At 67.5% G+C, this 13,276-nt stretch carries 14 protein-coding genes; 4 read left to right on the top strand and 10 right to left on the bottom strand.

Features of this window, described 5'->3' with window-relative positions:
- Positions 1 to 27 precede the first annotated feature (27 nt).
- The 4 genes from E4A48_RS06560 to E4A48_RS06545 are packed head-to-tail and all read right to left on the bottom strand — an operon-like array spanning position 28 to position 3,352.
- Positions 28 to 468, bottom strand: a complete 441-nt coding sequence (locus E4A48_RS06560) for a YfeK family protein (protein ID WP_260608075.1) — start codon at positions 466 to 468, stop codon at positions 28 to 30.
- Positions 455 to 1,528: a class III poly(R)-hydroxyalkanoic acid synthase subunit PhaC gene (locus E4A48_RS06555; protein ID WP_039009892.1), complete on the bottom strand. Its 1,074-nt coding sequence runs from the start codon at positions 1,526 to 1,528 to the stop codon at positions 455 to 457. Before E4A48_RS06555 ends, E4A48_RS06560 begins: the two co-directional genes overlap by 14 nt.
- A complete protein-coding gene (gene phaE / locus E4A48_RS06550; RefSeq protein WP_142742077.1) occupies positions 1,525 to 2,691 on the bottom strand; it encodes a class III poly(R)-hydroxyalkanoic acid synthase subunit PhaE in 1,167 nt (388 codons plus the stop codon). Before phaE ends, E4A48_RS06555 begins: the two co-directional genes overlap by 4 nt.
- Before the next feature lie 46 nt (positions 2,692 to 2,737).
- Complete coding sequence (locus E4A48_RS06545) at positions 2,738 to 3,352, bottom strand: CDP-alcohol phosphatidyltransferase family protein (protein WP_039010113.1); 615 nt, start codon at positions 3,350 to 3,352, stop codon at positions 2,738 to 2,740.
- Between the two features lie 141 nt (positions 3,353 to 3,493).
- On the opposite strand from E4A48_RS06545, the gene E4A48_RS06540 reads away from it, so the two are divergent.
- Positions 3,494 to 4,252 carry a 3-hydroxybutyrate dehydrogenase gene (locus tag E4A48_RS06540; protein ID WP_039009887.1) on the top strand — a complete coding sequence of 253 codons (759 nt, stop codon included), beginning with the start codon at positions 3,494 to 3,496 and terminating at the stop codon, positions 4,250 to 4,252.
- Positions 4,253 to 4,544: 292 nt separating this feature from the next.
- Here the strand turns inward: E4A48_RS06540 and E4A48_RS06535 are convergent, their stop codons facing one another.
- From E4A48_RS06535 to ppsR, 3 genes are all read right to left on the bottom strand, one after another.
- Entirely contained in the window at positions 4,545 to 5,033 is a 489-nt protein-coding gene (locus E4A48_RS06535) for an NUDIX hydrolase (protein ID WP_039009884.1), read from the bottom strand.
- 57 nt (positions 5,034 to 5,090) lie between these two features.
- Positions 5,091 to 5,597, bottom strand: coding sequence for a DUF1249 domain-containing protein (locus tag E4A48_RS06530; RefSeq protein WP_039009882.1), 507 nt, complete (start codon positions 5,595 to 5,597; stop codon positions 5,091 to 5,093).
- A gap of 144 nt (positions 5,598 to 5,741) precedes the next feature.
- The gene (gene ppsR, locus E4A48_RS06525) at positions 5,742 to 6,563 is read right to left on the bottom strand and encodes a posphoenolpyruvate synthetase regulatory kinase/phosphorylase PpsR (RefSeq protein ID WP_039009881.1); all 822 of its coding nucleotides are present in this window, start codon (positions 6,561 to 6,563) and stop codon (positions 5,742 to 5,744) included.
- A 146-nt stretch (positions 6,564 to 6,709) separates the two neighbouring features.
- Here ppsR and ppsA point away from each other — a divergent pair, with 146 nt between their 5' ends.
- On the top strand, positions 6,710 to 9,085 hold the full coding sequence (gene ppsA, locus E4A48_RS06520; protein ID WP_039009879.1) for a phosphoenolpyruvate synthase: 2,376 nt from the start codon (positions 6,710 to 6,712) through the stop codon (positions 9,083 to 9,085).
- Positions 9,085 to 10,026 (top strand): mechanosensitive ion channel family protein, encoded by a 942-nt coding sequence (locus E4A48_RS06515; protein ID WP_039009876.1) that lies wholly within the window; start codon positions 9,085 to 9,087, stop codon positions 10,024 to 10,026. The genes ppsA and E4A48_RS06515 overlap by 1 nt, the downstream gene beginning before the upstream one ends.
- 60 nt (positions 10,027 to 10,086) lie before the next feature.
- Here the strand turns inward: E4A48_RS06515 and orn are convergent, their stop codons facing one another.
- The 3 genes from orn to mntR form a co-directional block, all read right to left on the bottom strand.
- On the bottom strand, positions 10,087 to 10,665 hold the full coding sequence (gene orn / locus E4A48_RS06510) for an oligoribonuclease (protein WP_039009874.1): 579 nt from the start codon (positions 10,663 to 10,665) through the stop codon (positions 10,087 to 10,089).
- A gap of 115 nt (positions 10,666 to 10,780) precedes the next feature.
- The gene (gene tadA, locus E4A48_RS06505; RefSeq protein ID WP_039009872.1) at positions 10,781 to 11,278 is read right to left on the bottom strand and encodes a tRNA adenosine(34) deaminase TadA; all 498 of its coding nucleotides are present in this window, start codon (positions 11,276 to 11,278) and stop codon (positions 10,781 to 10,783) included.
- On the bottom strand, positions 11,275 to 11,739 hold the full coding sequence (gene mntR, locus E4A48_RS06500; RefSeq protein WP_039009870.1) for a manganese-binding transcriptional regulator MntR: 465 nt from the start codon (positions 11,737 to 11,739) through the stop codon (positions 11,275 to 11,277). The genes tadA and mntR overlap by 4 nt, the downstream gene beginning before the upstream one ends.
- A 148-nt stretch (positions 11,740 to 11,887) precedes the next feature.
- On the opposite strand from mntR, the gene E4A48_RS06495 reads away from it, so the two are divergent.
- Positions 11,888 to 13,240, top strand: a complete 1,353-nt coding sequence (locus E4A48_RS06495) for an Nramp family divalent metal transporter (RefSeq protein WP_185910726.1) — start codon at positions 11,888 to 11,890, stop codon at positions 13,238 to 13,240.
- Positions 13,241 to 13,276 lie beyond the last annotated feature (36 nt).

Genomic DNA, 13,276 nt, shown 5'->3' with positions numbered 1-13,276 from the left:
GCGGCGGCTCCTGCGGCGAACGCGCGGCTAGTCTGGGCGCGGCGCCGCCGACACGGCGTGACGGCGCAGCGCGGCCAGTTGCTGCGCGAACCAGGTCGCCGCGTCCTGCTCGGGCTGGCCCGGACAGGCCACCCGGTAGGCCTTCCCGCTGCGACTGCTGCGGCTGGCGCCGCGCGCGATGAACTGCTCGGCGCTGGCGGCCAGGTCGCGCTTGCGCAGGTAGTCGTACTTGCGCTGCAGATGCGCCTTGGCCTCGGCCGCCGGATACCAGCTGCCGTTGCGCTGGAACCGGCACGGCGAGGCCTGCAAGGCCGCCAGCAGCGCGCCGATTTCGCGCTCGGCCACCGGCGACGGCGCGGCCGCGGCGGCGGCCGTGCAGACGCAGACCAGGCCGAACGCCAGCAAGCGCGCGCCAAGCCGGCACGGGAAGCGCGCAGCGCGCCGCATCACCCGCTCATTCACCGCCATCGCGCTCGGCCAGCCAGCGGTGCAGCGCCGCCGGCAATTCGCGCTGCGCGCGGCCGGACACGTAGATGCCGATATGGCCGCCGCGGAAACTGAGCTCGGCATAATCGTCGCTGCCGACCAGGCCGCGCAGCGCGCGCGAGGCGTCCGGCGGCACCAGGTGGTCCTGTTCGGCGTAGATGTTGAGCACCGGCATGGCGACCTTGGCCAGGTCCACGGCGTGCTCGCCGATGCGCGCGCGGCCATGCATCAGCGCGTTGTCCTGGTAAAACTGCTTGACGAATTCGCGGAAGGTCTCGCCTGCCAGGTCGGGCGAATCGAAGATCCATTTTTCCATGCGCAGGAAATCTTCCAGGGCGCGCGGATCGTCGAGGATGTCCAGCAGCCCCACGTATTTCTGCAGGTTCAGCCGGAACGGCTTGAGCATCAGGTAGCTGGCGTTCATCAGATCCGCCGGCACGTTGCCCAGTGTGTCCACGAACAGATCCACGTCCACCTGCCGCACCCAGTTGGACAGCATGTTGTCCGGGGTATGGAAATCCACCGGCGTCACCATCGTCACCAGGTTGCGGACCTTGTGCGGCTGCAGCGCCGCATAGCACAGCGAGAAGGTGCCGCCCTGACAGATGCCGAGCACGTTGATCGGCGCCGCCGCGGCGCCGCGCAAGTGATCGACCGCGCCGTCGATGTAGCGCAGCAGATAGTCTTCCAGGGTCAGGTAGCGCTCTGAACGGTCGGGATAGCCCCAATCCAGCACGTATACGTCCTCGCCCAGCGCCAGCAGGCCCTTGACCAGCGAGCGGTCGGCCTGCAGATCGACCATGTACGGCCGGTTGACCAACGCGTAGACGATCAGCAGCGGAACCTTCGCAGTGGGCGGCCGCTCGCCGACGAAACGGTACAGCACCACCTTGCCATCGCGCCACACTTCCTGCCGCTCGGTGACGCCGTACTGCACCTCGTCCAGCCCCGGCAGCACACGCAGTCCTTCCATAAGCTTGCGCTGCAGTTCCAGGGTTTCCTGCAGCAGGTCGTCGCTGCTGAAGCTCAACGGCCCTTTCATGCGCGGCTCCGGCGCGGCGCTGTACCCAACTTGACACGTGCCGGCTTGACCGCCGCAGGCTTGGGTTTCGCGGCAGGCTTGGACTTCGACTTCGCGACAGGCCTGGACTTGGCCGGTGGCTTGGACGTGGCAGCGGCGCGCGCAGCGGACGGCTCGGCAGCGGCCTTGGCCTTCGCGCCAACGGGCGCCGACGGCGCAGCGGCCGCAGGCCTGGAGGGCGACTGCGGAGGCGGCGCAGCCTTGCCGCTCGCGCCCGGTTGCGAAGGCGCCGCCGCAGCGCCCCGCTCCAGCCGGCGCAACCGCCGTTCCAGGTCGGCGATATGCCGATGTGCCGCATCCAGTTCGGTGCGGGTGGGCAGGCCCAACTGCTCGCACAGCTGCTCGGTTTCACGTTGCAACAGCGCGCGCAGGCGCATCTGCGCATTGGCGAAGCCGGCGTAGACCTCGCGGAAGTCTTCCGACAATGCGGAAGCCGCATAGGCTTCTTCGGCGGCATCGATCCACAGGTCGAACATCGCCCGCGCATTGGTCAGCTGGCGACCCGGATCCTCGTGCTCGCGCAGTTTGGCCTCGAACACGCCGAAGGCGCGATCGATCGCGCCCTGCAGTTGACCAAGGTAGGCCTGCAGCTGCGTCTGGTACTCCTGCTGCGCCTTGGCCAGCGCGCGCCAGCGCGCGTGGTGGTTGCGGCCCGGACCGAAGCCCGGCATCTGCAGCCACGGCCCGCTGTCGCGCTGCCAGCCCTGCAGCCAGTGCGCCGCCTGCTGCAACCAGGGGTCCACGCCGGCCTGGCCGACGTGGCGCGCGGTGCCGAGCAGCCATTGCAGCATCTGCTCGCGCTGGCCCTGCACCTGCTGCTTCCAGGCGTCGGCGACGTCGGCACTGCTGGCATCGCGTCCGGCGAATTGTGCGGCCACCTGCTGCATCGCGCCGAACCACTCGCCGGCCTGCTGCTGCAACTGCGATACCGCGTCCTCGGCCTGCGCCGCGGTGCCACGCGGCAACCACTGCGCCCAGGTCTCAATCGCCTCGCGCCAGCCGCCGCCGCCGCCGGCGCCTGAGGGGAAGGCGCCGCCCTGGCGCAAGGCGTGGCTCCAGGCGCTCCAGTACTGACGCGCCAACGCCTCGAAATCGCCGGCATCGTTGCCGCCGCTAGCCTTCATCGCCACCCTCCCAGGTCAGACCGGGATGATAACAACCTGCCAGCGCTCAAGGCTTGGGAATGCGCAGGGTCTTGCTGATCATCAGCGAACCGGACAGCGCGAACAGCAGCACCAGCGGGTGCAGCAGCCATGGCCCCAGCCGCCACTCGCCCCACCATAGCGCATCGCCGAGATGGCCCAGGTGCGCGGCCACCGCCAGCACGATCACCAGTGCCAGACTGCTGGGGATCGGCGTGCCTTCGAAATACGGCACCTTGTCGCCGTCGCCGGCCAGCTGCTCGGCGGTGACGTTGTAGCGCGCCAGGCGGCTGACCCCGCAGCACACGAAGAAGCTCAGCACCAGCCAGTCCCAACCGCCCTGCATGCCGCAGGCATAGGCCAGCGCCGCCGGAGCGACGCCGAAGGAGATCACGTCGGCCAGCGAATCCAGCTCGCGGCCGAGGGTGGATGAGGACTTGCGCCAGCGCGCCACGCGCCCGTCCAGCGCATCGAACACGAACGCCAGCGGGATCAGCGCCATGCCGACCAGCAGGTCGCTGCGCCGGCCCTCCTGCAGGAAACGCATCGACGCGAACACCGCGCCGGTGCCGCAGAAGGCATTGGCCAGGGTGAACCAGTCGGCCAACTGGAATTCGCGCAGCATCGAAAAGTGGCGTTGCATCGGCATAGCGTGGCGGATCCGGGGTGAAAAGGGTGCGACCGGCACAGGGTAGCGTGGCGCCACCGCACTGGCGAGGACCGCTGCCATAGCGCCATCGCAGCGCGCTGCTACGCTGCGCACTTTCCCCGACAGGTGCCTTGCATGCAGACCGTCCTGATCACAGGCGCCGCCAGCGGCATCGGCGCCGGCCTTGCCCACGAACTGGCCGCTGGCGGCCGCCGCATCGTCGTCAGCGACCTGGATGCGGATGCCGCGGCCGCGGTGGCCGCGCAGCTGCGCGATGCCGGCGGCTCGGCAGAATCGGTGGCGCTGGACGTGACCAACGAGGCCAGCATCGATGCGGCGCTGGCGGCACTCTCACGGCCGGTGGACGTGCTGGTCAATAACGCCGGATTGCAGCACGTGGCGCCCTTGCAGGACTTCCCGATAGCCAAGTGGAGCCTGCTGGTGGACGTGATGCTGACCGGCGTGGCGCGGCTGACCCAGGCCGTGCTGCCAGGTATGCGTGCGCGCGGCTTCGGCCGCATCGTCAACATCGGCAGCATCCACTCGCTGGTCGCCAGCCCCTACAAGAGCGCCTACGTCGCCGCCAAGCACGGCCTGGTCGGGTTTTCCAAGGCCGTGGCGCTGGAAACCGCCGATACCGACATCACCATCAACACGCTGTGCCCCAGCTACGTGAAGACTCCGCTGGTGGACAAGCAGATCGTCGACCAGGCGCGCACCCGCGGCATTTCCGAAGCCGACGTGATCGCTCAGGTGATGCTCAAGCCGATGCCCAAGGGCGTGTTCATCGACTACGACGAGCTGGCCGGCTGCATCGCGTTCCTGGCCTCGCCGGCGGCGCGCAACATCACCGCGCAGACCATCGCCATCGATGGCGGCTGGACCGCGCAGTAGCGGCGCGGCACGTGCCGCAACAGCGGCGTGGGTAGGAACGGGAATGCCGGTTGGCGAATTTTTCGCCAGCCAGACGCCAAGCCCCGCGCTGCAACGCGGCGACGCGCTTATCCACAGACTTTGGCGGCTTCCATCCACACGCGCTGTGGAGAAGCGCCGCGCGTACTGGCGAAATTTTCGCCAGGCACAAAAATCCGGCAGCGATTTCAGCGACTTGCCGCGCTTGCCCACAGGTTTGTGCAGAATCGATCCACAGCCGCTGTGGACAAGCCAAGCGCAGGCGTGACGGCGCTCAGACCCGCGAATAACGCCACGACAGCATGCGCCCGTCGCGGTACGGCATCACCCCGTGGAACGGACGCGGATCGGCGTCGAATACCAGCGGCAGGAAGTGGCGGTCGCCCTCCCACAGCGGCAACGCTTGCATCTCTGCCACCGGCACCCAGGCCAATGTGCCCTCGTCGTTCTCGGTAAAGGGTTCGCCGCGGTAGGCGCTGATCAGGAACAAAAAGCCCAGCCAGTCCTCGCCATGCTTGCCGAAGCCGGGCCAGCTGATGGTGCCACGCAGTTGCAGCGCGTCGCATTCGATGCCGGCTTCTTCGCGGATTTCGCGGCGCATGCCGTCCAGCACATCCTCGTCGGCCTCGACCTTGCCGCCCAGCCCGTTGTACTTGCCCAGGTGGTGGTCGCCGGGCCGCGCGTTGCGGTGGATCAGCAGCACCTTGGAACCGTCGGGTGACAGCACGTAGCCCAGCGTGGCGACGATCGGGGTGTAAGGCATGCGGCAGGCGGGCGAGTCGACGGGCGCGCAGTATGCCGCATCCGCCGCGGCCGACGATCAGCGCGCCGGCGCCGCCGTGTCCTCGGCCGGGCGCCGCAGCGGTCCGGCCGGCTTCAGCGTGGCCACGCCGTGGCCGCGCTCGGCCAGGTATTCCAGCCATTTGCTGAGGAAGGTGTTCATGCGCATGCGGTGGCTGATCAGTTCCGCCGGCGGCGGATACAGCCCCATCACGTCCTGCCAGCGGCGGCCGACGTAGCAATGCGTGGTCTCGGCCTGACGCGCGTCGCGGTACAGGCGCACGTAGGCCGACGGATCCGGCTCGCCGGTGAGCGGGTCACACAGGTCGTAGGTGAGGCGCAGTTCCACCGTGTAGCGGTGGTGCTCGATCACGTCCAGGCGCAGGTCCAGGCCGTCGCCGATCGAGGACAGGTAGCTGCCCACGGCCAGGTCCGAGGGTACAAACAGGCGGTTCAGGTGCACGAAGTTCTCGGCGTACAGGCCCATCAGCCAGCCGAATCGGCTCAGCCGGGGGATGCGTTCGCTGCGGGTCAGGGCGTGCTGCATGGCGCTGATGCTACACGCTGCAACGCTCGCGCGGCAGCATTGACGGATCGTGCGTGGCGGCCTACCTTGGAAATCTGCACGGCGGCTGCACCAGCCTCCCGGGTACGCAGATTTCCCCAGCCGACCGCGTCGGCGCCACGGCATTCAGAACATCTCGCGCTGCAGCCCCAGCGTCGCCAGCACCTTGCTGGAAATCTCCTCGATCGAGGTATGCGTGGTGCTCAGGGTCGGGATCCGCTCCATCCTGAACATGGTCTCGGCCGCGGACACCTCGCGCCGGCACGTCTCCAGGTTGGAATAGCGCGAATTCGGCCGCCGCTCCTGGCGGATCTGCTGCAGCCGGTCCGGATCGATGGTCAGCCCGAACAGCTTGCTGCGGTACGGACGCAACCGCGGCGGCAGCCGATCGTGCTCCAGATCCTCCTCGGTCAACGGATAATTGGCCGCGCGCACGCCGTAGTGCAGCGCCAGGTAGATGCAGGTCGGCGTCTTGCCGGCGCGCGAGACGGCGACCAGGATCAGATCGGCCTCGTCGTAGTTGATCGCGATGCCGTCGTCGTGGGTCAGCGCGAAATTCATCGCATTGATGCGGCGGTGGTAGGTCTCGAAATCGACCAGGCCGTGCGCCTGCCCTACCCGCGAATGCCGCGGCGCGTTCAATTCGCGCTCCAGCGGCTCGATGAATGGCGCGAACACGTCTAGCATCAAGGCGCCGCTTTCCGACAACAGCATGCTCAGCTGCGGATCGACGCAGGAATTGACCACGATCGGCCGCACCTGGTAGCGCTCGCCAGCCGCATGGATGCGCTGCGCCGCCTCGCGCGCTTTTTCCGGATCGTCGACGAACGACATGCGATCGGTGACGAAGCTGAAACCGCTGAACTGGGTGAGCAGGCTATGCCCAATGGTTTCAGCGGTGATACCGGTTCCATCGGAGACGTAGAACACCGGTCGGATCGTCGACATTGCCTGGATTCTCCTTGCTGAAACCCAACGGATGCACCCGGCCGCGCTTGTGCCGACTCGGGTGCGCACTGCATGATATCGGCTTCTTCCCCCACGGACGCGGCCACTCAGCCCGCTTCGGGCGATGGCCCTACGGAGCATCGCGCTTGAACGAGAACATCCTTTGGTTGCACGAGTTGCGCCTGACCGACCTGGCCCGTGTCGGTGGCAAGAACTCCTCCCTCGGCGAAATGATCGGCAACCTGGCAGGTTTGGGAGTCTCGGTACCCGGCGGCTTCGCCACCACCGCCGAAGCGTTCAAGGCGTTCGTCGCCCACAATAATCTCTATCAGCGCATCTTCGACAAGCTGGCGACGCTGGACGTGGAAGATGTCGGAGCGCTGACCGTGGCCGGCAAGGAAATCCGCGGCTGGGTCACCGATGCGCCCTTGCAGCCGGAGTTGGACCAGGCGATCCGTGAGGCCTATGCGCAACTGTGCGCCGAGAACGGCGGCGGCGACGTTGCGGTGGCGGTGCGCTCATCGGCCACCGCCGAAGACCTGCCCGACGCCAGCTTCGCCGGCCAGCAGGAGACCTTCCTCAACGTGACCGGCGCCGACGACGTGGTGCACAAGGTCAAGGAAGTGTTCGCCAGCCTGTACAACGACCGCGCTATCGCCTATCGCGTGCATCACGGCTTCAAGCACGAGGACGTATTCCTGTCGGCCGGGGTGCAGTTGATGGTGCGCTCCGGCGTCGGCGCTGCCGGCGTACTGTTCACGCTCGACACCGAGTCCGGTTTCCGCGACGTGGTGTTCGTTACCTCGAGCTTCGGCCTCGGCGAAATGGTCGTGCAGGGCGCGGTCAATCCCGACGAGTTCTACGTCTACAAGCCCACCCTGGCGGCCGGCAAGCCGGCGATCCTGCGCCGCTCGCTGGGCAGCAAGCTGATCCGCATGGTGTATTCGGACGTGCCGGGCGAGCGCGTGCGCATCGAAGACACCCCGGCCGAGCTGCGCAATACCTTCTCGATCAGCGACGAGGACGTGCAGGAACTGTCCAAGCAGGCGCTGGTGATCGAAAAGCACTACCAGCGGCCGATGGACATCGAATGGGCGAAGGACGGCGTCAGCGGCAAGCTGTTCATCGTGCAGGCACGCCCGGAGACGGTGAAGTCGCGCGGCCATGCCACCCAGATCGAGCGTTTCGCGCTGGAACAGCGCGGCACGGTGATCGCCGAAGGCCGCGCCATCGGCCAGAAGATCGGTGCCGGTGTCGCCCGCGTGGTGCGCAGCCTGGACGACATGAGCCGGGTGCAGCCCGGCGACGTGCTGGTCGCGGACATGACCGATCCGGATTGGGAGCCGGTGATGAAGCGCGCCTCGGCGATCGTCACCAACCGCGGCGGCCGCACCTGCCACGCGGCAATCATCGCCCGCGAGCTGGGCGTGCCGGCAGTGGTCGGCACCGGCAACGCGATGGAGCTGATCGAGGATGGCCGAGAAGTCACGGTGAGCTGCGCCGAGGGCGACACCGGCTTCATCTACGCCGATCTGCTGCCGTTCGAACGCACCACCACCGATCTGGGCAACATGCCGCCGGCGCCGCTGAAGATCATGATGAACGTGGCCAACCCGGAGCGCGCGTTCGACTTCGGCCAGCTGCCCAATGCCGGCATCGGCCTGGCGCGGCTGGAGATGATCATCGCCGCGCACATCGGCATCCATCCCAATGCGCTGCTGGAATACGCCAAGCAGGACGTGGCGACCAAAAAGAAGATCGACGAGAAGATCGCCGGCTATGCCGACCCGGTCAGCTTCTACATCAACCGCCTGGCCGAAGGCATCGCCACGCTGACCGCGTCGGTGGCGCCGAACCCGGTGATCGTGCGCCTGTCCGACTTCAAGTCCAACGAGTACGCCAACCTGATCGGCGGCAGCAACTACGAGCCGCACGAAGAGAACCCGATGATCGGCTTCCGCGGCGCCAGCCGCTACGTCGATCCGAGCTTCTCGGCCGCGTTCGCGCTGGAGTGCAAGGCCGTGCTCAAGGTCCGCAACGAGATGGGCCTGGACAACATGTGGGTGATGATCCCGTTCGTGCGCACCCTGGAAGAAGGCCGCAAGGTCATTGAGGTGCTGGAGAAGAACGGACTCAAGCGGGGCGAGAACGGCCTGAAGATCATCATGATGTGCGAGCTGCCGTCCAATGCGCTGCTGGCCGACGAATTCCTGGAAATCTTCGACGGCTTCTCGATCGGCTCCAACGACCTGACCCAGTTGACCCTGGGCCTGGATCGCGATTCGTCGATCGTGGCGCACCTGTTCGACGAGCGCAACGCCGCGGTCAAGAAGCTGCTGTCGATGGCGATCAAGGCCGCCCGCGCCAAGGGCAAGTACGTCGGCATCTGCGGCCAGGGTCCGTCGGACCATCCTGACCTGGCCGAGTGGCTGATGCAGGAAGGCATCGAGTCGGTGTCGCTGAATCCGGACACCGTGGTCGATACCTGGCTGCGCCTGGCCAAGCTGAAAGCCGCTGGCTGATGGGCGCGGCGGCAACGTTGCTGGCCGCGGTCGCGCCGGCGGAGCGGGCACAGCAGCCGTTCAACTGGCGAGACCTGGATTGGGCGCAGTACGCGCTCAACTGGGGCGTGGCGCTGGTCATCCTGGTGCTGGGGATGTGGATCGCCAAGCGCCTGAGCCAGTGGTTGCACCGCGCGCTGATTCGCGCGCGGGTGGAGACTACGCTCAGCAATTTCCTGCGCAATGTCGCCTATGCCTTGCTGCTGGTGCTGGTGTTCGTCACCGCGCTGCAGAAGGTCGGCGTTCCGCCGACCTCACTGTTCGCGGTGCTCGGCGCGGCCGGCCTGGCCGTGGGCCTGGCGCTGAAGGATTCGCTGTCCAACATCGCCTCGGGGGTGATGCTGATCGTGCTGCGGCCGATGCGCGACGGCGACCATGTGGTGGTGGCCGGCCAGGAAGGCATCATCGACGAGATCCGGATCTTCCAGACCCGCATCCGCAGCTTCGACGAGCGCATGATCACCCTGCCCAACAGCACCATCACCACCGCGCCGATCGTCAATTACAGCACCTTGCCCAACCGGCGCCTGGAGATCACGGTGGGCGTGGGCTACGGCGACGACCTGAAGAAAGCGCAGCAGTTGCTGCTGCAGATCGCGCAGGACAATCCGAACATCCTGGAGACGCCGGCGCCGTTCGTGCAGGTCACCAACCTGGGCGAGAGCACGGTGGACCTGATGCTGTTCGCCTACGCCAGGAACGGCGACTTCGGCGCGGCCAAGAGCAGCACGCTGGAGAACATCCGCAACCGATTGCTGGAGAACGGGCTCAGCATTCCCTACCCGCAGCGCGATCTGCACGTGTACCACCACGATGCCGATGGCCGTCCGATCGCCGAGCTGCTGCTGAAGGGCGTGACCGACGACGGCGAGACCAGGCAAGGGCCGCCGCTGGCCCGTTGACGCAAGTGATTGCGCAAGGCCGTGCCGGACAGGCGCGGCCTGCGTGCCGCGCAGCGCGACTCAGCGTGCGCCGCCGCCATGCCCGCCCAACGCACCCATGAACGGGCGGTAGTAGCGCAGTTCGTCGATCGAGTCGTGCACGTCGCTGAGCGCGGTGTGCGACGAGGTCTTGTTCAGTCCCGAGGCGACCGCCGGCGCCCAGCGCCGCGCCAGCTCCTTCAGGGTGGACACGTCCAGGTTGCGGTAGTGGAAGAAGCGCTCCAGCCGCGGCATCTGCCGGTGCAGGAAGCGCCGGTCCTGGCAGATCGAATTGCCGCACATCGGCGACGCGCCCGGCTTGCACCACTGCGCCAGGAACGCCACGGTCTGCGCTTCGGCCTGGCCCAGGGTGATCGTGCTGTCGAGCACGCGCTGCCACAACCCGGAATGGCGATGCTGGTTGCGGTTCCACTCGTCCATCGCCTGCAGCGTCTGCAGCGGATGCGCGATGGCGAATTCCGGACCCTCCGCCAGCACGTTGAGCTGGCTGTCGGTGACCACCGTGGCGATCTCGATGATCGAATCCTTGTCGGTATCCAATCCGGTCATTTCCAGATCGATCCAGATCAGACGATCGTTGTCCACGTGCGGTTCCGCCATATCACCATCCAGTCGTTCGCGGCGGCGCCGCCGCCGCAGGGGTTTCGTATCGGTCGCGCATGATACCGCGCGTGACGCAGCGGATTCACATCCACCCGCCAGCGCATCGCGGCGCTCACCCGGGCAGCGGTGGCCGGCCGCGCTTGGCGCGGAAATAGTTGCTCAGGCGCAGCCCGGCGGGTGCCGCCAGCACCCCGCCGCGCACCTGCACGCGGTGGTTGTGGCGCGGATCGGCGAGCAGGTCGAACACGCTGCCGCAGGCGCCGGTCTTCGGATCGGCGGCGGCATAGACCAACTGCGCCACGCGCGCGTGCACCACTGCCATCGCGCACATCGCGCACGGCTCCAGGGTCACGTACAGGGTGCTGCCGAGCAGGCGGTGGTTGCCGAGCCGGCGCCCGGCCTGGCGCAGCGCCACGATCTCGGCGTGCGCGCTGGGATCGTGCTCGGCGATGTTGAGGTTCCAGCCCTCGCCCAGCACCTCGTCCTGCGCCGAGACCAGTACCGCGCCGACCGGGATCTCGTCGAACTCGCGTTCGGCGCGGTCGGCCAGGGCCAGCGCATGCAGCATCCAGCGCTCGTTGCGCGCGGCGATCTCGCTATCGCCGTTCATCGCGCCGCGGCATGCTTGCGCACGAACTCGGCGAACACCGTCAGCGTGGCTTCGCTGACATGGTGCTCGATGCCCTCGGCATCGCGCCGCGCGATGTCCTCGTCGATGCCCAGCGCCAGCAGGAACTGCTCCACGGTCTGGTGCCGCTGCCGGCTGGCCGCCGCCAGCGCCTCCCCGTCGGGGGTCAGGAACACCCCGCGATACGGCCGCTGAATCACCCAGCCGCCCTTGACCAGGCGCTTGAGCATCTTCGCCACAGTCGGCTGGGCCACGCCCAGGCGCGCGGCGATGTCCACCTGCCGTGCCTCGCCGCCGTCGGCCAGCAAGTCGGAAATCAGCTCCACGTAGTCCTCGATCAGTTCCAGGCGGTGCGCCTCGCGCACCTGGCGGAAGCTCTCGACCTGTACTTCGGCGTCGAGCAGCACCGCCCCCGGTGCTGTCGACTTCCCGCTTTTGTGCATCGCAACGCCCTTGTCCGGTGCCGGCGAACGCCGGCCGCCGCCTATTCTGGCCGAAATTGCGTGTATCGCAGCGATTTGGTTTGCCAATGCTAAACAGCATAGCAAGTGCTATATACTCGGTCGTGCTCATCCCACACACGTTTGCGCCATGGCCGATCCCCTACCCCTGCCCGATTCCGATGCCGCCTGGCCGCAGGCCAGCGAGCCGCCGCGGCGCAGCCTGGGACGCATGAACGGCAGCGTCGCCGTGCCCGGCGGCGGACTCGGCTGGCGCCGTTTCCTTGCGTTCCTGGGGCCGGGCTACATGATCTCGGTGGGCTACATGGATCCGGGCAACTGGGCCACCGACATCGCCGGCGGCTCGCACTTCGGCTACCTACTGCTATCGGTGATCCTGCTGTCGAACCTGATGGCGATTGTGCTGCAGGGCCTGGCGGCGCGGCTGGGCATCGCCACCGGCCGCGACCTGGCACAGGCCTGCCGCGAACACTATTCCAGGCCGGTCAATTTCCTGCTGTGGCTGGCCTGCGAGACGGCGATCGTGGCCTGCGATCTGGCCGAGGTAATCGGCACCGCGATCGCGCTGAAGCTGCTGTTCGGCATCCCGCTGACCCTGGGCGCGATCATCACCGCGATCGATGCGCTGCTGGTGCTGTACCTGATGCGGCGTGGCTTCCGCACGCTGGAGGCATTCGTGATCGCGCTGCTGCTGGTGATCTTCGTCTGCTTCCTGGTGCAGATCGTGCTGGCCGCGCCGCCGCTGCGCGAAGTGCTGGCCGGCTTCGTCCCGCACACCGAAGTGGTAACCAATCCGGCCGCGCTGTACTTGGCGATCGGCATCATCGGCGCGACGGTGATGCCGCACAACCTGTACCTGCATTCGTCGATCGTGCAGACCCGCGCCTACGAACGCAGCGACGACGGCCGCCGCTCGGCGCTGCGCTGGGCGCTGGCCGACAGCACCATCGCACTGAGCCTGGCGCTGTTCGTCAATGCCGCGATCCTGGTGCTGGCCGCGGCGGTGTTCCATGCGCACGGCCGCACCGACGTGGAGGAAATCGAGCAGGCCTACGAATTACTGGCGCCGATGCTCGGCGTCGGCCTGGCCTCGACCCTGTTCGCGGTGGCGTTGCTGGCCTCGGGCATCAACTCCACGGTGACCGCGACGCTGGCCGGGCAGATCGTGATGGAAGGCTTCCTGCACTTGCACATCCCGGCCTGGGCGCGGCGCCTACTGACCCGCGGCCTGGCGATCGTGCCGGTGGTGGTGGTGACCTGGCTGTACGGCGAGCGAGGCACCGCCAAACTGTTGGTGCTGAGCCAGGTGCTGCTGTCGATGCAGCTGCCGTTCGCGGTGATCCCGCTGGTGCGCTTCGTCGCCGACAAACGCAAGATGGGCGCACTGGTCGCGCCGCGCTGGCTGGTCTGGCTGTCGTGGATCATCGCCGCGCTGATCGTGGTACTGAACGTGAAGCTGCTCGGCGACACCTTGCTGCACTGAGCCGACGCTAGGCACCGCGCTGACACGGCGGCCGGG

The sequence above is a fragment of the Xanthomonas translucens pv. cerealis genome (assembly GCF_006838285.1).
GTDB lineage: Bacteria > Pseudomonadota > Gammaproteobacteria > Xanthomonadales > Xanthomonadaceae > Xanthomonas_A > Xanthomonas_A cerealis.
The sequence above is the reverse complement of the archived record's forward strand: the minus strand, read 5'-3'. Positions and strand labels throughout refer to the sequence as shown.

Coding starts and splice junctions, on each gene's coding strand:
- phaE (WP_142742077.1), bottom strand. CDS start 2,691: ATGAAGGCTAGCGGCGGCAACGATGCCGGCGATTTCGAGGCGTTGGCG.
- E4A48_RS06555 (WP_039009892.1), bottom strand. CDS start 1,528: ATGAAAGGGCCGTTGAGCTTCAGCAGCGACGACCTGCTGCAGGAAACC.
- E4A48_RS06540 (WP_039009887.1), top strand. CDS start 3,494: ATGCAGACCGTCCTGATCACAGGCGCCGCCAGCGGCATCGGCGCCGGC.
- E4A48_RS06560 (WP_260608075.1), bottom strand. CDS start 468: ATGGCGGTGAATGAGCGGGTGATGCGGCGCGCTGCGCGCTTCCCGTGC.
- tadA (WP_039009872.1), bottom strand. CDS start 11,278: ATGAACGGCGATAGCGAGATCGCCGCGCGCAACGAGCGCTGGATGCTG.
- orn (WP_039009874.1), bottom strand. CDS start 10,665: ATGGCGGAACCGCACGTGGACAACGATCGTCTGATCTGGATCGATCTG.
- E4A48_RS06535 (WP_039009884.1), bottom strand. CDS start 5,033: ATGCCTTACACCCCGATCGTCGCCACGCTGGGCTACGTGCTGTCACCC.
- E4A48_RS06515 (WP_039009876.1), top strand. CDS start 9,085: ATGGGCGCGGCGGCAACGTTGCTGGCCGCGGTCGCGCCGGCGGAGCGG.
- E4A48_RS06545 (WP_039010113.1), bottom strand. CDS start 3,352: ATGCAACGCCACTTTTCGATGCTGCGCGAATTCCAGTTGGCCGACTGG.
- E4A48_RS06530 (WP_039009882.1), bottom strand. CDS start 5,597: ATGCAGCACGCCCTGACCCGCAGCGAACGCATCCCCCGGCTGAGCCGA.
- mntR (WP_039009870.1), bottom strand. CDS start 11,739: ATGCACAAAAGCGGGAAGTCGACAGCACCGGGGGCGGTGCTGCTCGAC.
- ppsR (WP_039009881.1), bottom strand. CDS start 6,563: ATGTCGACGATCCGACCGGTGTTCTACGTCTCCGATGGAACCGGTATC.
- E4A48_RS06495 (WP_185910726.1), top strand. CDS start 11,888: ATGGCCGATCCCCTACCCCTGCCCGATTCCGATGCCGCCTGGCCGCAG.